The organism is Desulfopila inferna (assembly GCF_016919005.1).
Lineage (GTDB): Bacteria > Desulfobacterota > Desulfobulbia > Desulfobulbales > Desulfocapsaceae > Desulfopila_A > Desulfopila_A inferna.
This window is the reverse complement of sequence record NZ_JAFFQE010000011.1, coordinates 1-24411: the sequence shown is the minus strand read 5'-3', so window position 1 is coordinate 24411 and position 24411 is coordinate 1. Positions and strand designations below refer to the sequence as shown.

The 24411-nt window shown below is 49.1% G+C and carries 20 protein-coding genes and 1 pseudogene; 8 read left to right on the top strand and 13 right to left on the bottom strand.

The features are described 5' to 3' along the window. Nucleotides 1-21: 21 nt before the first annotated feature. Nucleotides 22-489 (bottom strand): Cys-tRNA(Pro) deacylase, encoded by a 468-nt coding sequence (gene ybaK / locus JWG88_RS20290; RefSeq protein ID WP_205235635.1) that lies wholly within the window; start codon nucleotides 487-489, stop codon nucleotides 22-24. A gap of 234 nt (nucleotides 490-723) precedes the next feature. Here ybaK and JWG88_RS20285 point away from each other — a divergent pair, with 234 nt between their 5' ends. Next, the gene (locus JWG88_RS20285; RefSeq protein ID WP_205235634.1) at nucleotides 724-1491 is read left to right on the top strand and encodes a TSUP family transporter; all 768 of its coding nucleotides are present in this window, start codon (nucleotides 724-726) and stop codon (nucleotides 1489-1491) included. Between the two features lie 364 nt (nucleotides 1492-1855). Here the strand turns inward: JWG88_RS20285 and JWG88_RS20280 are convergent, their stop codons facing one another. The 9 genes from JWG88_RS20280 to JWG88_RS20240 all read right to left on the bottom strand — a co-directional run bounded on the left by JWG88_RS20280 (nucleotide 1856) and on the right by JWG88_RS20240 (nucleotide 11007). Next, on the bottom strand, nucleotides 1856-2254 hold the full coding sequence (locus tag JWG88_RS20280; RefSeq protein WP_205235633.1) for a hypothetical protein: 399 nt from the start codon (nucleotides 2252-2254) through the stop codon (nucleotides 1856-1858). 20 nt (nucleotides 2255-2274) lie between these two features. Beyond that, a complete protein-coding gene (locus tag JWG88_RS20275) occupies nucleotides 2275-3438 on the bottom strand; it encodes a radical SAM protein (RefSeq protein WP_205235632.1) in 1164 nt (387 codons plus the stop codon). A 125-nt stretch (nucleotides 3439-3563) separates the two neighbouring features. Continuing rightward, nucleotides 3564-4676 (bottom strand): alanine dehydrogenase, encoded by a 1113-nt coding sequence (gene ald / locus JWG88_RS20270; protein WP_205235631.1) that lies wholly within the window; start codon nucleotides 4674-4676, stop codon nucleotides 3564-3566. A gap of 461 nt (nucleotides 4677-5137) precedes the next feature. Then, on the bottom strand, nucleotides 5138-6367 hold the full coding sequence (gene nqrF / locus JWG88_RS20265) for an NADH:ubiquinone reductase (Na(+)-transporting) subunit F (RefSeq protein WP_205235630.1): 1230 nt from the start codon (nucleotides 6365-6367) through the stop codon (nucleotides 5138-5140). A 37-nt stretch (nucleotides 6368-6404) separates the two neighbouring features. Then, nucleotides 6405-7007: an NADH:ubiquinone reductase (Na(+)-transporting) subunit E gene (nqrE, locus tag JWG88_RS20260; protein WP_205235629.1), complete on the bottom strand. Its 603-nt coding sequence runs from the start codon at nucleotides 7005-7007 to the stop codon at nucleotides 6405-6407. Then, the gene (locus JWG88_RS20255) at nucleotides 7007-7630 is read right to left on the bottom strand and encodes an NADH:ubiquinone reductase (Na(+)-transporting) subunit D (RefSeq protein WP_205235628.1); all 624 of its coding nucleotides are present in this window, start codon (nucleotides 7628-7630) and stop codon (nucleotides 7007-7009) included. The genes nqrE and JWG88_RS20255 overlap by 1 nt, the downstream gene beginning before the upstream one ends. Then, nucleotides 7623-8405, bottom strand: a complete 783-nt coding sequence (locus JWG88_RS20250; protein WP_205235627.1) for a Na(+)-translocating NADH-quinone reductase subunit C — start codon at nucleotides 8403-8405, stop codon at nucleotides 7623-7625. Before JWG88_RS20250 ends, JWG88_RS20255 begins: the two co-directional genes overlap by 8 nt. Further along, complete coding sequence (locus JWG88_RS20245; RefSeq protein WP_205235626.1) at nucleotides 8398-9612, bottom strand: NADH:ubiquinone reductase (Na(+)-transporting) subunit B; 1215 nt, start codon at nucleotides 9610-9612, stop codon at nucleotides 8398-8400. The genes JWG88_RS20250 and JWG88_RS20245 overlap by 8 nt, the downstream gene beginning before the upstream one ends. Before the next feature lie 45 nt (nucleotides 9613-9657). Further along, nucleotides 9658-11007: a Na(+)-translocating NADH-quinone reductase subunit A gene (locus JWG88_RS20240; protein ID WP_205235625.1), complete on the bottom strand. Its 1350-nt coding sequence runs from the start codon at nucleotides 11005-11007 to the stop codon at nucleotides 9658-9660. Between the two features lie 716 nt (nucleotides 11008-11723). On the opposite strand from JWG88_RS20240, the gene JWG88_RS20235 reads away from it, so the two are divergent. Continuing rightward, a complete protein-coding gene (locus JWG88_RS20235; RefSeq protein ID WP_205235624.1) occupies nucleotides 11724-12575 on the top strand; it encodes a DegV family protein in 852 nt (283 codons plus the stop codon). A gap of 116 nt (nucleotides 12576-12691) precedes the next feature. Here JWG88_RS20235 and JWG88_RS20230 read toward each other — a convergent pair whose 3' ends face one another. Continuing rightward, on the bottom strand, nucleotides 12692-13264 hold the full coding sequence (locus JWG88_RS20230; protein ID WP_205235623.1) for a LemA family protein: 573 nt from the start codon (nucleotides 13262-13264) through the stop codon (nucleotides 12692-12694). Nucleotides 13265-13603: 339 nt separating this feature from the next. Here JWG88_RS20230 and JWG88_RS20225 point away from each other — a divergent pair, with 339 nt between their 5' ends. Genes JWG88_RS20225 through JWG88_RS20205 form a run of 5 tightly spaced genes read left to right on the top strand, consistent with a single transcriptional unit; the run spans nucleotide 13604 to nucleotide 20548 of the window. Next, nucleotides 13604-14062: a MarR family winged helix-turn-helix transcriptional regulator gene (locus tag JWG88_RS20225; protein ID WP_205235622.1), complete on the top strand. Its 459-nt coding sequence runs from the start codon at nucleotides 13604-13606 to the stop codon at nucleotides 14060-14062. Then, nucleotides 14063-15124 (top strand): efflux RND transporter periplasmic adaptor subunit, encoded by a 1062-nt coding sequence (locus JWG88_RS20220; protein WP_205235621.1) that lies wholly within the window; start codon nucleotides 14063-14065, stop codon nucleotides 15122-15124. A 1-nt stretch (nucleotide 15125) separates the two neighbouring features. Then, nucleotides 15126-18239 (top strand): efflux RND transporter permease subunit, encoded by a 3114-nt coding sequence (locus JWG88_RS20215; protein WP_205235620.1) that lies wholly within the window; start codon nucleotides 15126-15128, stop codon nucleotides 18237-18239. Then, nucleotides 18226-19476, top strand: coding sequence for a TolC family protein (locus JWG88_RS20210; protein ID WP_205235619.1), 1251 nt, complete (start codon nucleotides 18226-18228; stop codon nucleotides 19474-19476). Before JWG88_RS20215 ends, JWG88_RS20210 begins: the two co-directional genes overlap by 14 nt. A 13-nt stretch (nucleotides 19477-19489) precedes the next feature. Continuing rightward, nucleotides 19490-20548 (top strand): hypothetical protein, encoded by a 1059-nt coding sequence (locus JWG88_RS20205; RefSeq protein WP_205235618.1) that lies wholly within the window; start codon nucleotides 19490-19492, stop codon nucleotides 20546-20548. A 71-nt stretch (nucleotides 20549-20619) separates the two neighbouring features. Here JWG88_RS20205 and JWG88_RS20200 read toward each other — a convergent pair whose 3' ends face one another. Then, nucleotides 20620-21204 carry a manganese efflux pump MntP gene (locus JWG88_RS20200; protein ID WP_205235617.1) on the bottom strand — a complete coding sequence of 195 codons (585 nt, stop codon included), beginning with the start codon at nucleotides 21202-21204 and terminating at the stop codon, nucleotides 20620-20622. Nucleotides 21205-21635: 431 nt separating this feature from the next. Between JWG88_RS20200 and ppk1 the strand changes: the two genes are divergently transcribed. Next, on the top strand, nucleotides 21636-23816 hold the full coding sequence (gene ppk1 / locus JWG88_RS20195) for a polyphosphate kinase 1 (RefSeq protein ID WP_205235616.1): 2181 nt from the start codon (nucleotides 21636-21638) through the stop codon (nucleotides 23814-23816). 211 nt (nucleotides 23817-24027) lie between these two features. Here ppk1 and JWG88_RS21735 read toward each other — a convergent pair. Continuing rightward, nucleotides 24028-24411, bottom strand: a pseudogene (locus JWG88_RS21735) (tyrosine-type recombinase/integrase); the annotation flags it as partial.

Genomic DNA, 24411 nt, shown 5'->3' with positions numbered 1-24411 from the left:
TAATGTTTATAAATGATGTAGTTATGCACATATATGAGCAAATTTGCCTTGAGTCAATTCAAGCAAATCAACAGGCGAAAGCTCTATATCCAACCCGCGCCGTCCGCCGCTTACGAAAATAGTGGAGAACTCTTTTGCGGTTTCATGGATAATAGTCGGCAGTTTTTTCTTTTGGCCAACGGGGCTCACTCCTCCCAAAACATATCCGGTAATTTTTTCTACTGATTTTTTATCCGCCATGGCAGCTTTTTTCGAACCTGTTGCCTTGGCAAGCAGTTTTAAATTCAATTGATGCGAAACAGGCAATACAGCTACGCAAAGCTCTCCTTTCTCGCTTGATACTACAAGTGTCTTAAATACCCTCTCTTTTTCAATTCCCAGTTTTTCGGCAGCTTCTTCTCCATAGGAGCCGGATTGAGGATCATGGATGTATTCATGGATATGAAAAACAATTTTTGCGCTTTTGGCTGTTTCAATAGCAGGGGTCATTTTTTGTTTCTTCCTTATATTCGTCAGGACCGGGGCTGTGTTTAGACTAGCACGGAATTAACCTGCCACTCTAGCGCAACCATGAGGGCAAGAGAGATCTTTTAGGTGTATTTACCTGCACCTCGGCTTAAGAGCCGCTTATGCACTTACAATCTTAAAAGAAATGGTGATATTTAGACTTCTCGTGTATGCTCTCCTCGCTACAGTCATTCAGCATTTTACAGAAGGTCACTTATGGATACAATATTTCAACTGACACCTTCAATTATTTTTATTCTTTTTTTTGCCGGACTGGTTGCGGGCTTCGTTGATTCTATTGCAGGCGGAGGTGGATTGGTTACTCTTCCTGTATTACTGGCTGTCGGACTGTCTCCTCAAGTTGCACTTGGAACCAATAAACTCCAAGGAACCTTTGGCACCTTGTCTTCATCGTACAATTATATCAGGAAGGGTGAAGTTAGACTGGCTTCCTGCTTGTCCGGTATACTTTACACCTTCCTGGGTGCTGTCGCCGGTTCATGGGCGGTGCAGGTAATAGCTCCTGGCTTTATTCAACTCCTGATTCCATTTCTATTATTCTTTGTTCTTCTATATACTATTTTTTCGCCTAAATTAGGGTATCAGGATCTCAAGCCTAAATTAAGCCAAAACGTATTTTACTTAATTTTTGGATTGGGATTAGGATTTTATGATGGTTTTTTCGGTCCGGGTACCGGATCGTTTTGGACGGCTGCCTATTGTATTTTTTTGGGTTTTAATATGGCAAAAGCAGCTGGATTCACAAGGATCATGAATTTTACGAGCAATGTTGTGGCTCTTTGTTTGTTTATTGTCGGAAATAATGTCCTCTATAAGGTTGGTATTATAATGGCTTTAGGACAGATAATCGGTGCCCGTATTGGATCCGATCTTGCCATCAGTAACGGCGCATGTTTCATTCGTCCAATTTTTTTGACAGTTGTTCTGCTGACGATAATCAGGTTAGTCTACCAATATTATTGACAATACACTCTCTAAAGTAGTTTTACCTCGAACCAAAGAAAACAAAAATTTATTTCTCGTGAAATCATGAAGATGCTTGAGGTTAAGTGCCTAGGTGTAGAAAGGGTAAGCCTAGACTCGGAAATTACTCATTCCTGGGCAGGTACCAGTATTGCTTCGATTACAGTATGTGGAAGACTTTTAAAACCTGCAATGCGGGAGGTCGTGTTTTCAACGAGGCCCAATCAAAAAAGTTATCAACAAAGATATGAACAGAGTTATCAACAGGTAACTTTTCTAAAGCAGGAATAACAAGAGGAAGAACTGTTTTCAACACGTTATTAACAGAATTACCAACATCGGAGCGATGAGGTGAGAGAGGCCGTCACTTACCTGAAAACCATTCAAAATCGTTGGACATGCAGTTACGGTACATCATGCGTGTCCAGCTTTTACAGGGAGCGTAGGCGGAAGTTTCAACATAATCCCTGAAATAGATACATTCTTTATGCGTCCAGACCAGGACAAGATCGTTGCAGGTCCTTTCTCTTTTGGTTTTCTCTGCTACATCGTCGATCTCTTTCACCCATTTTGCCGCAAATTCGCATTTTGACTGAGCATGATCTCTGAGTATTGTTTCTCTGGTGCTGTTCAGCCTATCGACCCAGGCTATGGCCTCCTGAAAGCACCCCGATTGGGCAGCGGCCGGAGCGAGGGGGAAGAGCAGGGAAGAGAGTAGAAAAGCAAAGGCGAGAATGGTGGTTTTTGATGAAGCTGACTTCATGTTATATCCTCTTAAAAAGATCAGATAAAGCGCTTCATCAATTCATCCACCGCCGAGTCAACATTTTCAGGGCTTATCTGAAAACGGGCGCAGCCTGCTTCCGCCATTGCTCTTTTTCCAGGGTCTTTCAGATCAGCGAGGCGAGAGAGGACACCGGTTCTGCGGCCGACCTGAAAAAGCATCTGCTCGTGGGGCGGCAGCCGGAGAAAGGTTTCCACAATAGTGGTCATGCGCTCCTTGTCTTCAGGAAAAACACCCTGAACTTCTTCAAACAAATTGAGAATGTGGTCACTTTTGAGGGTGGAGGTAACCCCCTCAAGCTGCTGCAGGAAAAGCAGAATTTCTGCGGCAATCTCTTTGTCCGTTTGTTTGCTGAATTTTCCGGCGCTGTAAAGTTGAAAGAGCTCAACATGGTCGGGGATTGCCAGACTGCGCAGTCGGATGAAATCGGCATTGATTGTATTAAGTGCATCCGCGGTTTCCAGGGCATGATCCCGTGAGAGTTCTCTGCCGCCCAATCCCGGCATCACATATTCGGAGAGTTCCATGCCTGCCTTCTTTACCTTAAGACCGGCTGTGATATGATCCTCCTTGGTAGAGCCTTTTTTTACCAGTTTTAAGACCTTGTCGGAGCCTGATTCCATGCCTATATGGATGCGGTTAAGACCGGCCGCACGCATTTCGGCAAGTTTTTCATCCTCTATCCTGCGGATGGTATGAGATCTGGCATAGGAGGTTATCCGCTCCACCTGGGGGAAAAGTTTCTGTAGATAACTGAGAATACGGATCAGGTTATCCGGTTTGATGATAAGGCTGTTGGCATCCTGTAGGAAAATCGATTTTTTCCCTCCGCGGATCCAGTTGACGGCACTGCTCAGAGCCATTCTCTCGCCCATATCGAGATCTTTCGCTAAGGGAGAGAGGTCTGCCGTGGTAAAACCGCTGCCGAAGGAATCCTGCAGAAGGGTAACGAAACGATGAACTGTATCGATGTCCCGGATCACATGCTCCACGGGGCGAAGGGAAAATTTCTCACCCTTGTAAACCGGACAAAAAGTGCAGCGATTCCAGGGGCAGTTGCGGGTTACCCGAATAAGAAGGCTCGCTGCCTCGCTTGGTGGACGAATGGGGCCCTGTTCAAAACCTTGATAATCTTCTGTCGGTTTTTTGCTATTATCTTTCATGTTAATATGCGGTTAAAGGTCTTTCCGGTCTGGATACTTAGCATAATATTCCAAGAGCAAGCAAGCCCATCCGCACAATTGGCGGATGGGCTTGCTTGTAGTACTTATTAAGTATAAGACGAGTTTTATAAGATGGTATCGATATCTACATATTCCATATCGAAGGCTTCGGCCACGGCCCGGTAGGTAACCTTGCCCATGACAACATTGATACCGGGTTTAATTTCTTTGTTGTCCCGGCAGGCTTTCTGCCATCCCTTATTGGCAATCTGCAGGGCATAGGGCAAGGTCGCATTGGTGAGCGCCATTGTCGATGTTTTGGCTACTGCGCCAGGCATATTGGCAACGCAGTAATGTACTATACCGTCAACGACATAGGTGGGTTCGGTATGGGTTGTGGCCTTTGATGTTTCAAAACAGCCACCCTGGTCGATCGCCACATCCACCATGACCGAGCCGGGTTTCATGCCGGAGAGCATTTCGCGGGTAACAAGTTTTGGTGCCTTTGCTCCGGGGATCAGGACGGCGCCGATCACCAGATCAGCTCTAGTGAGCAGGTCGCGAATGATGGGCGGGCTGCTCATGAGCGGGAAGCAGTTGCTGGGCATGACTTCACTGAGATAACGGAGTCTGTCGAGATTGGTGTCCAGGAGATAAACCTTCGCGCCCAGTCCGCAAGCCATTCTCGCCGCGTTGATGCCAACGATACCGCCGCCGATGACGACAACATTGCCGGGCGGCACTCCGGGAACTCCGCCGAGCAGAACGCCGCTGCCGCCCTGATGCAGCTCAAGGTATTTTGCCCCTTCCTGGGCAGCCATTCTGCCGGCGACTTCGCTCATCGGTGTCAACAGCGGCAGGGAGCCATCGGCTTTCTGGATGGTTTCATAAGCGATATTGACGGAGCCTGCCTTAACCAGTGCCTTGGTCAGTTCCAGTTCTGCTGCCAGGTGAAGGTAGGTGAATACTATTTGATCCTGCCGGATAAGTGAATATTCCGAGGGCTGTGGTTCCTTGACATGCATCACCATGTCTGCCTTTTCATACACTTCGGCAGGAGTCGAGATTATTTCGGCACCGGCGCTTACATACTCTTCATTGGAGAAGCCGCTGCCCTTGCCGGCATTATCCTCCACAAGAACCTGGTGGCCATTTTGCCGTATCACCTCGACACCGGCCGGAGTCATGCATACACGATGTTCGGCAACCTTGATTTCCTTCAGTATTCCAATGATCATCTGGACGTTCCTCCTGGTAAAGGCCTTGATGGATGATGTGCTTGCTGCTTTGCCAAAAATCTCTCTTTCAACCTTTTCCGGTATCCAAAGAAAACAATACCGTTACAGATGCCAACCCAGCTGAGCTGGACTCTTTACAGTACGGAACCTTTAGAGATCATTTTCTTGCAAAAAAACAAGAAAACAATCTGTAGGGTACTAATATCTTCTTTGTCAGAGCGCGATTCGAGAAAGCACCTCTCCTCTTGGCCGGTTAACGAGCGAAATACGCTCTACTCTTTTTTCTTCTGCCTGGATCCACAGGCGGCAGGTCCGCCACTGCAATGGCACATGCCGGTCAGCTGATGCCTCTCCGAACGCTGTCTTGATTTACAGAAATTAATACACAGTGCCGCTCCAGTTACTATCATAAAGCTCAAGAGCATGGTGGTTATAAAAGTAGTCATAATATGCTGAAAATATCAGCCTCCAAAATCGTCGAAACGAATGTTTTCTTTTTCAACCCCGAGATTATCGAGCATTTCCGTGATCGATAGGGTCATCATCGGCGGTCCGCACAGATAATATTGAATATCTTCAGGTGCTGGATGGTATTGCAGATATTTGTCGAATAATACCTGGTGAATAAAGCCGGTGTCGCCGCTCCAGTTGTCTTCGGGCAGTGGGTCGGAAAGGGCAACATGAAAGGAAAAATTTTCATTTTCCTTGTCCAGCTTTTCAAATTCTTCGGTATAAAAGAGTTCTTTCTTGCTTCTGCCGCCATACCAGAAGGACACCTTGCGTCGCGTTTTTCGGCCTTTGAAAAGCTCGAAAATATGACTGCGCAGCGGCGCCATGCCCGCACCTCCTCCAATGAAGACCATCTCCGCATCACTCTCTTCGAGATAGAATTCGCCGTAGGGTCCCGAGATGGTGACTTCATCACCTTCCTTAAGGTTGAAAATCCAGGAAGAGACCTGGCCGGGCGGGATCTCATCCTTGGGGTCAGTGCCCGGAGGGGGAGAAGCGATGCGGACATTGAGCTTGATGATTCCTTCCTCACCCGGATAATTGGCCATGGAATACGCTCGTGTCACCGGGGTGTAGACGTGAGATTTATACTGGAACATCTTAAACTTCGTCCAGTCACTGAGGTAGCGCTCATCGATATCGAAGCTGGCATAGTGGACTTCGTGGGGCGGCACTTCAATTTGTATATAGCCTCCCGATTTAAAATTAACCGGATCGCCTTCCGGCACCTCCAGAACCAGTTCCTTGATGAAGGTGGCTACGTTTTTATTGGAAATGACTTTGCAATTCCATTTCCTGGTTTCCAGAACTTCCGGCTCTACCATAATATCGAGATCGCGCTTTACCGGTACCTGGCAGGCCAGGCGTATACCGCTTCGGGCCGCACGGTTGCTGATCTTCGATTTCTCTGTGGGCAGGATCGAACCGCCGCCGGACTTGACCATGACAATACATTGTGCACAACTGCCGCCACCGCCGCAGGCCGATGGCAGGTAGATGCTATTGTCGGCAAGTGTGGTCAAGAGCTTGCCGCCGATCGAGGTGGTAATTTTTTTCTCTTCATTAATGGTAATGGAGATTTCTCCACCGGGCAGCATGGTCTTTTTGGCAATAGTAATCAGTGTAACCAGGATAAGCTGTATGATCAGGAAGCTTACTATGGCAATAATTATTTCAATCATCCTGCATCTCCATCAAGATAAAGCATATGAAGTCATTTTACATTCCTGCCAGTCCCATAAAGGCCATGGCCATGAGGCCGGCTGTTATGAAGGTGAGGCCCAGTCCTCGTAATCCGGCGGGAGGATTGGCGTATTCCAGTCTTTCCCTGATGCCTCCAAGGGCGACCACTGCCAGAAAAAAACCTGCTCCGGCCCCAAACCCGTAAGCCACACTCTCTGTAAACGTATAATCACGCTCCACCATGAATAAAGAGGCGCCCAGGATGGCACAGTTGACCGTGAGCAGAGGTAGAAAGATGCCCAGGGTGTTGTAGAGCGCGGGAATATAGCGGTCAAGAACCATCTCCAGGATCTGTACGGTTGCCGCAATAATGGCGATATAGGTGAGCAGCCCCAGGAAGGTCAGGTCGACATCCGGATAACCGGCCCAGGCCAGGGCACCGGGTTTAAGGAGGTGGTTGAGCACGAGATTGTTGAGAGGAACAGTGATAATCTGCAGGAAAAGTACTGCGCTTCCCAGGCCGATTGCTGTTTTAACCTGCTTGGAGATGGCCAAAAACGTACACATCCCCAGAAAAAAACTGAGGGGCAGGTTTTCCAGAAAGATAGACCGGAGAATTATATCGATATAGTGGGACATCAATCTTTCTCCTGTTGTTCAGGATCTAATGTTCGCAGTATCCAGATGATGGCGGCGATGAGAAAGAAGGCACTGGCAGGCAGGACCAGCATGCCGTTGCGCAGATACCAGCCGCCGTTGGTGACAAGCGGGAATATTTCATAGCCGAAAAGCGATCCCGAGCCGAAAAGCTCGCGCACGAAAGCTACAGTCATTAAAATAAAACTGTAGCCCAGGCCGTTGCCGATACCATCCAGGAAGCTGGCCAGAGGGGGATTGCTCATGGCAAAACCTTCAGCCCGGCCCATGACTATGCAATTGGTGATTATCAGGCCGACAAAGATGGAGAGCTGCTTGGAAAGCTCGAAGAAAAAAGCCTTGAGGATCTGATCGACCAGGATTACCAGGGTAGCGATAACGGTAATCTGGATGCCGATGCGCACGGTGTTCGGTATCTGAAAGCGGACGATGCTGATTGTGAGATTGGAAAAGCCGGTCACCAGGGTAACGCAGACGCACATCACAAATGCCGTTGCCATCTGTCCGGTAACCGCCAGGGCCGAGCAAATTCCCAGAACCAAAAGGGTGATGGGATTGCGTTGAAATATCGCTCTTTTGACTAATTCCAGGTTGGTTTCAGCCATTTAATTCTCCTCCCTCTTCTTTCATTTGTGTAAGAAATGGTTTGAAACCATAATCGCCGCCGAACCAGAAGTTGATGATATCATCTACCCCGTTTGTGGTAAGGGTTGCCCCGGAGAGGCCGTCGATTTGATGAATCTCTTCTTTGCCACCCGGAGCTTTTCCGATGGTGAGGGTCTCTTGATATTCCTGATCGTAGATTTTTTTCCCTTGCCAATCGGCCTGCCATCGCGGATTTTCTATTTCGCCGCCCAGACCGGGAGTTTCACCGTGTTCATAAAATGAAATACCATTAATGGTAGTGAGATCATTGCCGATGGCAATATATCCATAGAGGGTGGACCAGAGACCCTTGCCCCTGATCGGCAAAACGATCTGGCTGATTTCACCTTCTTCCTGAACAAGGTACACCAGTGAATATTTCTCCAGCATACCCAGACCCGCTTCATCGTTAGGGTCTGGGATGGATTCCCCCATGTCGGCAGTCATCGGAGCCTTACGCTGGTCGTAATCTTCAGGGGATATGACTTCGGGGGGAACAAATTCTCCGGTACTGAGTTCTATAATCCTGATTTCAATATTGGCGAACATCTCATCGATCGATTTGCTGCTGTCATAAAGACCTGCTGCAAGAAGAATATTCTTTCTACGGTCCTCCAACTGATTTTCCAGTTGCAGCGGGCGCAGGCCCACGGCTGCACCTGCGACAAGCAAAGAGCAGAAAAAGGCGAGAACCAGGACGGAATAAAAAGGTTTATAGGGAGATTCTTCAGCCATGGCGTAACATCCTTCTTTTGACATTTGCCTGGATGACGTAGTAGTCAAACAGCGGAGCAAAAACATTGCCGAGCAAGATGGCGAGCATAACGCCTTCGGTATATGCCGGATTGGCCACTCTGATGAGTATGCTGAGGGCTCCCACCAATATGCCGAACATCCATTGTCCCGCCGGAGTATGGGCAGCCGAGACCGGGTCGGTGGCCATGAAGACCAGGCCGAAGGCGAAACCGCCCAGGACAATATGCCAGTGAGGTGGAACGGCCGCCATCGGATAGGCCGGATTGGCCGCAACATAGAAATACAGGCTGGCGACAACTCCGCCGATAAGCGTTGAAAGCATGATGCGCCAGGAAGCAATGCCGGTAATCAGCAGCAGAGCGGCGCCCAGGAGGCAGGCCAGCGCAGAGGTTTCGCCCATGGAGCCGGGGATGGTTCCCAGAAAGGCCTGGCTCCAGGTTATATCGAGGCTCTGCATGACCTGACTTCCAACGGCTGTGGCATCGGTAGCCTGAGCCATCGGCGTGGCAACACTGACCCCATCCACCGGAACCCAGACGTTGTTGCCGGTCGACTGGGCCGGATAGGCAAAATAGAGAAATGCCCGGGAGGCCAGAGCCGGATTCATGAAGTTTCTGCCCACGCCGCCAAAGGCCTCTTTTGCCAGGATCACGCCGAAACTGATCCCGATAGCCACCTGCCACAGCGGGATTGTGGCTGGAAGAGTCAAAGGAAAGAGCAAGCTTGTTACCAGGAATGCCTCGGATATTTCATGGCGGCGGATAATGTTGAAAACCACTTCCCAGAATCCACCAACAACCACTGTGACCAGATAGACGGGCAGGAAATAGAGAGCCCCGTGGAGAAAATTGGAGAAAAAGCTGTCCGGCGAAAAACCGATAACGGACATTATCTCTCCACGCCAACCCGGCGGCACCTCGATGCCCATGGATTGAATAACCAGGTTCGCCTGATATCCGGTGTTCCACATGGCCATCAGGGTGCAGGGGATCAAGGCGACAATGACCATGGTCATTATGCGTTTATAATCAATGGCGTCACGAACATGCGGGGCAGTTGTGGTCGTGCTGCTGGAGCCAAAGAGGATGGTATCCGTGGCCTCGTAAAGTGGATACAGTTTCTGGAATTTTCCGCCTTCGAGAAAATGAGGCTCCAGTTTCTGGAAAAATTCATCAAGGTTTTTCATGCGTCCGCCATCTTATTGTTTTGCATTTTTGAAATTGTATGAAAATCAGCCTTCCAGCTCTATTTCGCTGAGAACCCGGCGCAGCATCGGCTCAAAATCATTTTTTCCCGGACAGACAAAGGAGCAGAGTGCCAGGTCATCTTCAATAAGCTCAAGGGCTCCGAGGTTTCGGGATTTTTCGGTGTCGCCTACTGCTATGGCTTTGAGCAGAGCGATGGGGATGATATCCAGTGGCATCACCTTGTCGTAGTTGCCCTGGGGGAAAATTGCCCTCCTTCCACCCCAAAGTGCAGTTTTCATGGCAAACTTCCTGGTTCTGTCCATGGCTGAAATGAAGGCGGGTTTGGTGGAATATCGATCAGAGCCCAAACGTGCCCAACCGAAGAAGCTCCTGGCGCTGCCCTCATGAAGGGCGGAGATCTGATTATGGTAGCGGCCGACAAAATGATGAAACTCATTGATCTCCCGACCATCGAGAATCGACCCGGAAATGATTCTGGTCGGCGTGGAGACAATTTCTCCGGCGCAGACCTCGTGCATATCGGCGCCGATAGGAATTCTGATAAGTCGCGGTTTTTTTACCGCCGGCCCGGCAAGAGACACGATCTTTTCCGTGGGTATAAAGCCTGTGCTGAAAAGATGACCGATGCCGATGATATCCTGGTAATCGATATGCCAGATAATTCGGGACTCCATGGCATGATCAAGCATATGTATATGGGTGGAGGGCAGGCCCGCGGGATGGGGACCTGAAAACTCGACTGTTTCGATGGTTTCCGGCGGTGTCACATCGATGGCACTGCTGTCCTTCAGGCAGAGGTATGTGGGAACATCCGCCAGTCCCGCAACAATTTTCAGTCCAAGGGCAAAATTTTCCCGGTCGGCGCCGATGACAACCGCCGGATTCGCGGCAAGCGGTCTGGTATCCATCGCCGTAATGAAGAGTGAGGCGGGAGAGGAGTCTAACCGTGGAACTTTGCCGAAAGGCCGGGTCCGGAATGCACACCACATCCCCGATTCCTGCAGAATTGAACGTATCTCCCGGTCAGTGCACTCTTCTGCCGATTTTTCCCGGGGATCAAGAAAGCTGACATAGTCATCTTCCTCTCTCTCGATAACCACTGTTTCAAATTTTCTTTTGGCTCCGCGATTAACCCCGATGACCTTGCCGGTTGCGGGAGAAGTATATTTCACGCCTTCGTTCTTCTTGTCCATGAAAAGCAGCTGTCCGGTCTTGACCCGGTCTCCTTCCGCTACTTCCATGGTCGGCTTCATGCCGATATAGTCATCACCTGTCAGTGCAACATTGGTCACCGGACCGGATGTTTCGATGATTTGCTGAGGTTCCCCTGATATCGGGACGTCGAGTCCCTTGGTAAGCACAATTCGTTTCATGTTAACTGAAAAGATCCTTTAGGATAATGATTATCAGGTCTTTTCCCTATAAAAAATCGATGGTTGGAAAAAGAAGGGCAAAGAACCTCTCATTATGGTGGGCTCTTGCCGGATAGCCGGACTCCGCAGCCTGCGGCCTCGGAATATCGTGTAATTTTTCCTCCTGTTTCTGCCGGCAACAGTCTCGTCAAGTATCTCGACACTCTGTGGCCTGGATAAGAATCTTGGTAAACCTGCAACGGGAGACGGGCTTTTTCTAAGTCGGAGTTTATGCCCGTACAGGTGCTGATCGCCACACCATATCACCTCAAGACTTACGCCAACCAGAACCTAATGGGGCTCCTCCGACAGACACCAGCTAGGGCCTTAATTATCATACACTTACAAGACAGAGTAATTATATGTGCAAAAGCTATTGGAATCAAACTTTTTTTCCAAAGAAAGTCTTTTGGGAGACAATTCTCAGCTGAGAAAAGAAAAGGTTGGATTAGAGCAGGTGTGATGCTCAAATGCCTGGAAAAATTTCTCTCTGCCGACTCTTTCCGAGTCGTTGAGGTATTATGAGATTCAGGCCAGCTACCAGCCGAGAGATAAAAATAAATGATAGATTGTATGCGATGAAATTAAAATTGACTTTTACGTTAATGCTCTGTATTTCTATTGAATAAGTAAGGTACCGGTGTTGGAGGTTAAGTATTTATTTCAGGGGAAAGGACATGAAGAGATTAATCGTAACCGATAGTACTGCTGATATTCCTGAAGATCTCGTCTCACAATACGGAATAAAGGTGTTGCCGGTGAACCTTATACTTGAGGGTAAATCATACAGTGACGGCAAGGATATCAGCCGGGAAAGCTTCTATAATTCCTTTGACCGGTATAAAGAGATGAGATCCGAGGCTGTCAGGTACGAAGATTATGGTCTGGAGTTTCTGCAGATGGTGCAGGAATACGACGAGATCATCATTATTCACTGCAGCAGGCATCTTTCTGCAACCTATGACACCGCAATAAAGGTGATGCAGGATTTTAAAGGTGACGGCTCCTGCAGAGTCGAGGTCATTGATTCCGGGCAATGCAGTATGGGCCTGGGAATGATCGTTCTCGCCGCGGCCGAGGCAATGGAGCAGGATATGAGCTTCGGCCGCATAATCTCCATTGCCAACAAGACACGCGCGCAGATGCGCTCTTATATGGCCATTCCGACCTTGAAGTATCTCAAAAAGAATAAGAAAATAGGTGGAATGAAAGCTCTTTTCGGATCCGCCATGGGGGTTAAGCCGGTTCTTGAGATGAGCCAGGGCAAGATGGTGATTAAATCGAAGCTGTTCGGCGACCAGAAGAACATGATCCTGGCCATGATGGATAAAATCAAGGAAGATGTCGGCGGCAGATCGATCACCCTGTCAATCATCTACTCAGGCAACAGCAATCTGGTACAGAATCTCCGAGATGTTTTTGAAACTACATTTGACTGCAAAAAAATCTACATATCCAGATTCGGTCCCTCGGTTGCCATCAACACCGGCCCGGAATCGTATGCAGCTTTTTTTACCGCACACAGGTAGTGCCTGTGTGGTGCCTGGTCTGGGACAGGCAGCGGATAAAGATCACACTTTTTTTCATTGACCTGCCGGGTGGCATATAGCCTCAAAAAGCTTTTGATGGCCTCTTGCTCTGCATTTCACATTTGACGTGCTTCTCTAACCTCTGCCGTCGCTTTAAGATATTCTTTCCTCTCTAGATTGAGAAGAAGGGCGTTGGTCATATTGTAGGGGAATTTTCGAATGGCTGCGTTAAACTCTTTCACCGCCTGGTTATATCTCTGCCTGGTGATGCTGATCCTGTTTTCAGTATTTTTAAGCTGATTTTGCAGATCCGCAAAGTTCTTATTTTCCTTGAGGCCGGGATAGCGTTCGACAACCAGCAGCAGTCGAGAAAGAGCTGAAGCAAGATCGTCCTGCGCTGTCTGCATCCTGTTCATTGCTTGGGCATCGCTTAAATCTCCGGGAGCGATATCAATGGATGTTGTTCTGGAACGCCTTTCTATTATGTTCTGCAATGTCTCTCTTTCCTGAGAGGTATGGGCCCTGACTGTCTCGACCAGACTGGGAATGAGGCTGGTGCGCCGCTGCAGGGCTTCCTCGATGGCGTACCAGGCCTGAAAGACATGTTCCTCCTTAATCTGCAGAGTATTGTAGCCGCATCCCCCGAGAAAAAGAGGCCAAAGTATCATCAGAAGGGTGAATCGGCGCATTACCTGCTCCTTCTTATTATTCTGCGTTATCTGTGAAGATTATCAGCCATCTGTTTCAGCTATAGCATTCACAACCTATCATGAAAGTATGACGGGCCGCAAGGAACTACCCCAGAGAACCTCATCTGATTCCTTGGATAAATAATATTTAATGGATCTGAAAAAAATCGACATAACCCCAGAGACTACGCCTGGTATATCAGGATTTCTCGAAATCTGCGCTTATCGCTGAATTGATCTCGGCAACTGCTGGCTTTTTACCAGTTCATGATCATAGATACTTGACAGGGTGCAGATCGTATGTGATATTTGTCTAGTCAAATATTGAGGAGACAAGTAATGACGTCATGTGCCAATGAATCAATGGGCCGGCTGATCTATAAAACTTCGCTTAGCCTGCGTAATTTCGCGGAGAAAATGCTGAGTCCCTATGATCTGACAGTCGAGCAGCTGCATCTGTTAAAGAGTGCTTCCTCGGCGGCAGGACTCAGCCAAAATCAATTGTGCCTCCAGTTAGGCAAAAATCCAGCAAATATTTCCAGGATCCTTGACCGGTTGGAAAAAAAGAAATGGATTGCACGAGAGTCGAATCCTTCCGACAGGCGCTCCTCTCTGGTAGTTCTGACAGATGAAGGGAAGAGGGTCATAGATGAGGTCTCAAGCAAATTCGAATCTTACTCCCATTGCCTAATGGAAGGGATAAACAACGAAGAGGAAGGCATCTTCAGAAGAGTGCTTGAGAAAATAGATGAAAATGTAATAAAAATGGTGAACGAGATTGATCGGGAAAAAGAATAAATGAGGTGTTTTGTGCGAAACCTGTCTCTACTTGTATTTTTCATAACAGTTGGTTGTTCAACCGTTTTTGCCCAAGGCCCACCGCCGGCAAAGGTGGTTGTCGACAAGGTTACGGTCAGGGAGGTATCCAGTACCCAGTCCGTTATAGGAGTGCTGTATTATGAACGCAAATCCGAAATTTCCACAGAGGTCGGAGGGCTGGTTGAATCGGTTAATATTGTAGAGGGTGAAAGAGTTAAAAAGGGAGATGTTCTGGTTCGTCTCAATACGGAAATCCTGGAGAGGGAGATATCATTGACCCGCACCCGTATCGAACAGAGCGAACTTCGCATAGAAAATGCCGAAAAGGATTACCGGCGGCTGGAAAAAATATTCGAAGAGGCAGGTGTAAGTGAAAAAATCTATGATGATGCTTTGTATACTTACAGGGATGCGATAAAGGAGAAGCAGGCCAGGGAGGATACGCTTGAGAAGCTGCTCATTCAGAAAGAGCGCTCCGTGATTCGAGCACCCTTTGACGGCGTTGTTCTGACCAAGGATACCGATACCGGCGGCTGGGTATCGCAGGGCAGTCAGCTTCTCACTATCGGTTCCAGTGCCGATCTTTATGTCAGGGCTCCCGTTGCAGAGAATCTGCTGCAGTTCGTGCGCATCGGCGGCGCCGTCCCTGTAGTTATCAACGCCTTTGAAAGAGAGGTGCAGGGGACGCTTGTCAATATCGACCCCGTAGCCGATGTCAAAACCAAGAACGTTTTTCTCAAAATTAATATTCCGCACCAGCCTCTGGTGGCCGAGAATATGTCGGCCACCGTCCATGTCTCTTCCGGTCCTCAACATAAATTGAGTATTCTGAGCCGGGCGGCCCTGGTCAAGAATCAGGGCAAAGATTTTGTCTATACCGTCAAGGAAGGCAAGGCTTCGATTCTGCCGGTAAATGTTGTTGCCTATCTTGGAGAAGAAGTGGGGGTTGACAACGATTATATTGTAGCGGGAATGGAAGTGGTTATTGAAGGCAATGAGCGTTTGCGGCCGGACCAGCCGGTTACCGTTGCTGGAGAATAGCATGGATATCGTACGATATTCTCTCGATAAACCGGTTACCGTTGCGGTTGCCGTCATCCTGGTGGTCACCTTCGGCCTGATCGGTTTAAACAGTCTGCCCGTCCAGCTGACTCCGGATGTGGAGACTCCGCAGATAACCGTGCAGACCACCTGGGGCGGGGCAACTCCCTTCGAGATAGAAAAGGAAATAATAGAGCGCCAGGAAGAGGCTCTTAAAGGATTGCGCGGCCTCACCGAAATGGAGAGCTCTGCCTATAACAGCTTCAGCGAAATTACCTTATCGTTTCAGCTGGAGACGGATCTGGACGATGCCCTGCTCAGGGTTTCCAACAAGCTTAACGAGGTGTCCGACTATCCGGAGAATGCCGACAGGCCGGTTATTGAATCAGCAGGAGCCAACTCGTCCCCCGTTATCTGGATGATGCTCAAGACCAATGAGCAAAACCAGCACCATATCAGCCAATTCAGAACCTATTTCGAAAACAACATCAGGCAGCATCTGGAGAGGGTGCCGGGAGTCGGTTCACTTTTCGTCTTCGGGGGGACCGAGAATGAACTGCATATAACTCTTGATACCGCCCTGATGGCCCAGAATAACGTCACCATCAATCAGATAATCGAAGCCATCAGGAGCGCCAACATAACCACCTCCGCGGGTGTTTTGGGAATGGGCCGGAAAAATTACCGCATCCGCACAATCGGCCAGTTTCAGCAGCCTGCAGATGCTCTTGATGTAGTAGTCTATGATGACGGCATCAAAAGGGTCTATCTCCAGGATGTGGTCACGGTTGAGAATGGCTTCGACAAGAAGGATGTCTCGGTCCTGAATAATGGTTCCGAGGTAATCGTGGTAGCCGTCCGCAAAGAGCCGGGCACCAATGTCCTGGACATGACCGACAGGGTGGAGGACGCGGTCGCGGAGCTCAACCGCGGTATTCTGGCCGAGGAAAATCTCTATATCGATATGGTTTATGACCAGCGCCCTTACATCAACACGGCCATCGGTCTGGTGAAAACCAATGTTCTGCTGGGCGGCCTTCTGGCGGTCGGCGTCTTGCTCACCTTTTTGCGCAGCGTACGCTCGACCCTGACGACGGCCATCGCCATACCGATATCGGTCGTAGGAACCTTCATCTTTCTGTGGATATCGGGAAGAAGTCTGAACGTGGTCAGTCTTGCCGGCATCTCCTTTGCCGTGGGGATGCTGGTCGACAACTCCATTGTCGTCCTGGAGAATATCGACCGCCATCTCAAGCTCGGTAAAAGTGCCTATCAGGCAGCCCTCGATGGTGCAAAAGAGGTATGGGGGGCGGTTTTCGCCTCGACCGCCACCACAGTCGCGGTGTTCCTGCCCGTTATCTTTATCCAGGAAGAGGCGGGACAGCTCTTTCGAGATATCGCTATCGCTATCACTTTTGCCATTATCCTCAGCCTCCTGGTTTCCGTTTCGGTGATTCCGACTCTTATTCATATTCTCTATCGGAAATCCACCAGGAAAAAGAAAAATTTCCTGCAGAGAAGCTATGTCGGGCCGATCCTGGCCCGGAGTATCATGGTGATTTCCGGCTTTTGCCTGAAAAACACATACACCAGAATCATTACCGTTATTCTATTCACTTCACTCTCTGCAGCTCTTGTTCTCTGGCTCAGACCAAGCGCCGAATATCTGCCCCAGGGCAATAGAAACCTGATCCTTAATATTCTCATTCCACCTCCGGGATACTCCGTCGAGAAGATGGAGGAAATAGGAAAATACATCTACGATGAGAGCGAACCCTACTTTAAGGAAGATGGCAAGGACGGTATACCGAAGATTGAACAGATGTTCTTTGTCGGAGCGGATCGCATCACCATCTTCGGGGGCATTAGTGCTCATGAAACCCGCGCCGCCGAGATGATGCCCCTGTTCACCAGGATAATGAATTCCATCCCCGGTTTTTACGGGGTCAGCATCCAGGCCGGTATCTTTGAGAGCGGAATAGGTGAAGGGCGGACGGTCGAGGTGAATGTTTCAGGAGATAAAATCGATACGATAGTTGCGGGTGCGCGAATGCTGTATGGTGCCATTGGCGGAAAAATACCGGATGCCCAGATCAGACCGATTCCATCACTGGAGACAAGTTATCCGGAGATTCAGGTCATCCCCAACAAGGAAAGACTTGCATCGAGCGGCCTGACTGAACGGGATCTCGGCGTCTATATCGATATTCTTATGGACGGCAGAAAGATTGACGAGTTCCGGCCGGAAGGCACCAAACAGGTCGATCTTGTCCTCATGGGCGACGCCGAGAGTTTTGATACCCCCGAGAATATTCTCAAGGCCACTATCGTAAATGGCCACGGAGATCTTATCAAGGTCGGCGATGTAGCTGATCTGGTCTATAGTGAAAGCATGCCGCAGATACGTCATCTGGAGCGCAGGCGTAATATCACCTTGCAGATTACCCCATCAAAGGACTTGCCGCTGCAACAGGCCATGGAAATCATCGAAAATGAAATTGTCGGCCCCCTCTATGCCGCCGGCAAGCTCAAAGGACTGGAGGTCACTATCGGCGGCAATGCCGATAAACTGGAAGCTACAGGCGAAGCCTTGCAGTGGAATCTTCTGCTTGCCCTGCTTATCACCTATCTGCTGCTGGCGGCCCTGTTTGAGAATTTCTTCTATCCTTTTATTATTCTGTTTACCGTGCCGCTGGCGGCAGCGGGTGGTTTTGTCGGTCTTGAGCTGGTGAACCGGATTATTGCGCCGCAGGGTTTTGACGTGCTCGCCATGCTCGGTTTTATCATTCTCATCGGTACCGTCGTAAATAATGCTATTCTTATTGTTCATCAGTCCCTAAATAATGTACGTTATAATGGGATCGCCGGAATCGAAGCCATTTCCGAATCCGTCAAGACCCGAATTCGACCGATTTTTATGAGCGCGATAACCAGTCTCCTCGCCATGACCCCGCTGGTTGTCTCCACCGGCTCCGGCAGTGAGCTGTATAGAGGATTGGGATCCATCCTTCTTGGTGGGATCGCGCTTTCGACACTGTTCACACTTTTTGTTATCCCGGCATTACTTGCCTTTGTTATCAGATTTGAAAGGAGTAGAACGCATGAGAATGTTTAGCTTGGTGCTTTGTTCGCTGTTAGCAGCGGTACCTGCATTCGCACTGGATTTGAATGAAATGCAGGAAATCGCCCTCTCCAACAGGGAGATAGTAAAACGATATATGATCAATAAGGAGCAAAGCCAAAAAGATGTGCGCATTGCCCGGTCAGGCTATCTGCCTTCGGCTGATCTTTCCTATCAGGTAAATATGCTTGATGAAGAATCGCTTACGGAAAGCAGAGAAAATTCGACTGCCTATGGCGCGATATCCTGGAATTTGTTCAATGGATTCAGGGATAAGTACCAGATTGAGTCGGCTGAGCTGTTAACCGATTTCGAAGAACTGCAGCTCCAGGGGCTGAAGCAGGATATTCAAGTCGATGTGGCGCTCAGTTATCTCAATGTCTATGAAAGGCAGGCAAATCTTAAAGTCGCAGAGAAAAATTTCGAGACTCTTGAAAAAATTTATCAGGATGCCCAAAATCGTCTTGATGTCGGCCTGATCGACAGGAATGAGCTGCTCAGATTCAAAGTAGATCTTGATAATTCGGATTTAACAGTTGAAGCAGCGAGGGCCGGAGTGGTGAAAAGCCTTAACCTGCTGAGTCGTATTATAGGAAGGCCGGTCGCGTTTGATCAATTAGCTTTTACCGAATTTGCCGAGAAACCTCCCCAAAAGGAGCTGGAGCGCAATATGGCTGTCATGCTGGCGGAGAAAAGCGAGCTGCTTGCTCTTGAAAAACTTGCCGCCGCTTCGCAAAAGCAGGAGAATGTGGAGCGGAGCGACTATTATCCAAAAGTGGATCTGGTCGGCAGTTATCGCAATTATGATAACGATATCATCAACCAGAGAGGCGATATCGGCGATGATGAATTCCGGGCCCAGCTGAATTTGTCCTTAAACCTGTATCGGGGAGGAGCCAAAGCGGCATCCTTGGCCAGAGCCCGTCTTGAGACTCTGGGGCTGCAGTATGACCTGCAGGAGCTTAGGGATTCACTGACCACCGAATTACGTAATCTGCATGTAGATTTCGCCGTCAGCATGAGAAATATCGAGGTGGCGCTGAGCAGTATAGAGCAGGCGGAAGAAAACCTCAGAATTACACGATTGAAATATAATGAAGGGCTGCAGCGAGAATCCGATCTGCTGGATGCCGTTGCCAATCTTTCCAGGGCACAATATAATTATGTCGCTGTTTTGCAGGCTGCCTTCAGTAATCACTTTAGAATTAAAAGGCAGATCGAGGCGTTCTGATGAAGGAAAGAGGATGGTAAAAGAAAGGCTGCGAAGGACCGCTGAAAATCTGGAATTTACCAGACGAATTCTGGTCAACACCATCTGGATAGCCATCATCCTTATCATACTCGCCGCCCTGGGATGGTTTTTGATGCAAGCGCAGATGTCAGGAAGCAGGGTGGGAAAGGATGATGCCCCCGCCCGAGTGATTAAGCCCGCTCCCCCCGTCATCGCCTGGCACGAGGTCGATGCCGCCGTTGCCGCAACCCTGCAGAAGGCACGGCAGGAGGTACGGTTGTATGCGGAGGATGAGTTGGATGTCTGGATCGCGGGGATGATGGAGAGGGTCGACGATTCTTTTCTGGAGTGGTATTTCAGCTACTGGACCCAGCAGGTCCTCGGTTTAAAAGGGCTCTATCAATACGGCGTTAACTATGTCCTGGAAAACCAGCCCGATGCTTCGGAAAAACTGACCGAGGAGATCCAGGCAGAGTTTTCCCAGCGGGTCCTGCGTCCGCAGATCGCCCAGAAATTCATGGAAAGAATCATAAACGAAACAGTGGCTCGTTATGTTGAGATCCTGCGCAGGGATCTCGACGAAATTCCTGCAACCTACGACATCGGCAGGGTTGCCTGGCAGGAATATCTCGAGGATATGGCCCTGACTGCCACATCCTCGGACGGCAGCAGACAGACTCCCCTGACCCTCAAAGCTCTGACGGTTTCAGGGGTTGGAGGTACGGCCTTGCTTGCCGGCCATATCAAAACCATGATTTCCGGCATCGGCACAAAAATGGCCACCACCTCGTCGGGCAAAATGGCTTCGGCCATGGCAGCCAAAACAGGAGGAAAGGTCGCCGCCAAGATAGGGGGAAAATTCTTTGGAGCTATTGCCGGGTTTGGTGTCCTTGTCTGGGATGTCTGGGACCACAAGGCAACGGAGAAGGAAAACCGTCCTTTTCTGCGGCAGTCATTGCAGGAGTATTTTTCAGAATTGAAATATATTTTGCTCGATGATCCCGATTTCGGCATCATGACCACATTTTATGCATTTGAGCAACAGCTGGCCGGACGGCAGAAGTCGTTGTAGCGTTCCTAGTGTCGATTAGCTGCTCATTTTTCAGATATCAATTCGTCTCCGTCCAGGACTATGGACAGGCGCTAGTTCAGGAAGTTGAGGACTCCGTGTTCCCTTAGAATATTAAGGCCAATCAGCCAGAGCACGGCTCCGCCAAGAACTTCGGCAACAGGACTTAATTTCTGGAGATTTGCGGCCTTCTTCCCCAGATGAAGTCCTGCTATGGTAAAGAGACCGGCGACGATGCCGATGATGATGGCGGGATACACTATGGATATCTGCAGTAAGGACATGCTTAACCCCACGGCCAGGGCGTCTATCGAAGTCGCCACGGAGAGAACCACCAGGGTTAAACCCTTGGTGGCATCCTTTCTGCCCGGCTGTTCCTCTTTTTCCTGCCCGAAAGCTTCTCTGAGCATATTGCCCCCAACCAGAAAGAGCAGGATAAAGGCGATCCAGTGATCGTAGGCCTTGACATACTCCTGAACAGAAGTGCCGCAATACCAGCCGAGCAGCGGCATTAAAGCCTGGAACAGCCCGAAGTGCCAGGACAGCCTGAAGGTCTGCCTGAAGCTGACATTTCTCAGGCTGACACCGGTGGCCACGGCCACCGCGAAGGCATCCATGGCAAGGGCCACCGCTATTCCCAGAATGGTAACAAAATGCATGATTAAAGGTAACTATTCAGGTTGATCTGCATTATTTGGCCGACCACTTGTTTTTAACTATTTAGCAGTGCGCCATATGTCCATAAGCAGGGCGGTTAGCTATACATTGGGTGTGCTGGACGCCCTGATCGTGGACAGGTAAGCGTAGACTCCGGATGGTGTGCTGCTGAATAGTTACGATAAAAGATTCTCACGAAAAAGAGGTTGCGGCACCTCCTTACCATGAAATTCATGGACCCGGCAACTGAAAAGGAGGCACCGGCAGGCATTCGGACACACTTCGCTTTGACCTAATTGAGACCTATTTTACAGTCATCGTTTCCTGGGATATACTAAGGTAGTTCAATGGATGAGTGGCTCTCGCCAACTTCCATGACTTTTTAAGAGATCATCAAGATGAAGTAAAAATTTTCAGTCTATCAGGGTTGTCAATGAAAGAAGATGAAGCAGGCAAAGCAGCCGTTTCTGCAGGCCAGGAATTTGATCTCGACGATCCCCGCTGGTATCTCAACCGGGAATTGACCTGGCTGGAATTCAACAAACGCGTATTGCATGAAGCGATGGATGAGCGCAATCCCCTGCTGGAGCGTGTCTTCTTCCTCTCCGTGGTCAGCTCCAATCTCGATGAATTTTTCATGAAGCGTATCGGCGGCCTGAAACAGCAGGTTGGCGCCGGTGTCAAAAAAACCAGCGTCGACGGCATGCTTCCCGACGAGCAGATTGAAGCCTGCGTCGTCAGTGTGCGCCACATACTCAAGCAACGGCAGATGCTTGAGAAGGAGCTATTTACTCTTCTGCGCAATGAGGGGATCGAGTTTAAAAAATATCGGGATCTCGAGGATTCTGAAAAAGCGAGGATGGATAGCTATTTTTCAGAAAACATTTTCCCGCTTTTGACCCCCCAGGGAATTGATCCGGCCCATCCTTTTCCTTTTATCTCGAATCTCTCGCTCAACCTTCTTGTGGTCACCAGCGAAGATGAAGATGATCATGAATACCTGAATCGTATCAAGGTGCCGCCGGAAATAGGGGTACCCCGCTTCATTCAGTGCGGCAGGGAGCATCAGCATATCTATATTACTTTTGAAGATCTGGTGGCGAATAACCTGCCTCTTCTTTTTCCCGGCATGCTCATCAAGGGCTCATGGCTTTTCCGGGTAACCAGAAACGCTATAACTGAACGTCATGCTGAGCAGGCTAATGATCTCCTGGTCGTGATTGAAACAGCGCTGCGGGATAGAAAGTTCGCCCAGATAGTACGGCTGGAGGTCGAGGAATCCATGGACCGGCGCCTGCGGGGCAGGCTTGCCGCGGAGCTGGATATCGACGAGGGGAATGACGTTTACGAGGTGAATGGACTCCTGGCCAAAAAGGATCTTATCGAGATGTGGAATATCAATAAAACCGATCTGCATTTTCCTCCGCACCAGCCCTGTGACCATCCCGCACTGCAGATGGAGATATCGAGCATATTTCATATTATCAGGGAAAAACAGAATATACTGCTGCAGCATCCCTACGAGTCCTTTGAAACCTCCATCGAGCGGTTTTTAAGAGAGGCGAGCCGGGACCCCAAGGTCCTGGCGATCAAGATGACGCTCTACAGGACCAGTTCACAATCGAGAATCATACAGTATCTTGTCGATGCCGCCTATAACGGCAAGCAGGTGGCTGTCGTTGTCGAACTCATGGCACGATTTGACGAGTCCGCCAATATCAGTTGGGCGGAGGAGCTTGAAGAGGCCGGGATTCATGTAACCTTCGGCGTGGTCGGTCTGAAAACCCACAGCAAGGTAATCTTTGTAGTCCGCAGGGATTATAACGGCTTGAAAAGGTATATGCACATCGGTACAGGGAATTATCATGCCGGAACCGCCAGGCAATACAGCGATATCGGACTGCTTAGCTGCGATCCCGTGCTGGGAAAAGACCTCACGGAATTGTTCAACTACCTGACCACGGGATATGCACCGGTACGGAAATATAAAAAAATTCTGCCCTGTCCCAATATGCTGAAGCGCGCTCTCCTGCAAAAAATCACCCGGGAGATGGAATTACATCAAACCTCCGGCGGCGGCCTCATCCAGTTTAAGTGCAATGCCCTGGAGGACAAGGAGATCACCAGCGCTCTTTACCGCGCCTCTCAGGCCGGGGTGCGCATCCAGCTGATTTTGCGTGATTCGTGCAGGCTGCGGCCGGGGATTGCCGGTTTATCGGAAAATATCTCGGTAATCTCGATAGTGGGGCGGTTTCTGGAGCATGCCAGAGTGTATTACTTCAGAAACGGCGGCAAGGAAGAATATTATATAGGTTCCGCGGATCTGATGAAACGCAACCTGGAGGCGAGAGTGGAGGTCGTCACCCCCATCGAGGATGCCGATCTTCAGGCTCAGCTGCGCGAGATGCTTAACGCCCAGCTTGAAAACACCAGAAGCGGCTGGGAGATGGATGCGGATGGTCGTTATACCCAGCGACAACCCACCAGCGATAAAGAACAGACCGTACATGATGTGCTTATAGGTCTGGCGGAGCGGCGTCAGTCGAAAATATCAGATATGAAAAAGAAAAAAAAGAATATCCGCAAAGCGGGGAAAAAAAAGAAAAGAAATTAAGGTGATCGCTTCGTAAGGCTGTCCTGAATTTACTGGGAGTTTCTTTCCTTTATCCATCAATATAAATATCCGGCAACCTATTCTCGTTAAGCCGTCTTTTAAAAAAGTCACCACTAAGGTGACTGCGGATTGGAAAAACACATTTTTTTAGATACAGTAGGAGCCTTTGCATGGCGCAATTATTTTTACAATAATATTGCCTGTAAATATATTAAAAATCAAGTGGGCTCCTTGCTTCCTTCTTCGTCATACTTTTCACCGTATGAGTGTAAATCATGGTTGTCCTTACATCTGAGTGGCCCATCAACTCCTGAATGGTTCGAATATCATAATTTGCCTGCAGAAGGTGACTGGCAGATAGCGAATAAAGTGAGACCTTCGAAGGAATGGCGAAAAGTGTGTGAAGTGAACCGCTTGGGAATCCTGGCTTTCTTTACGGCAGTCCTTAGAGCTTTTTGCAAAAGTGATTCGTGTACATGGTAGCGCCTTAGTTCATTGTTATTTTCAACAACTGTGAGTTGTTTTGCCGGAAAAAACCACTGCCATACCAGTTCCCGTGCTGCATTTTTGTATTTGACTTCCAGCTGGTTTGGAA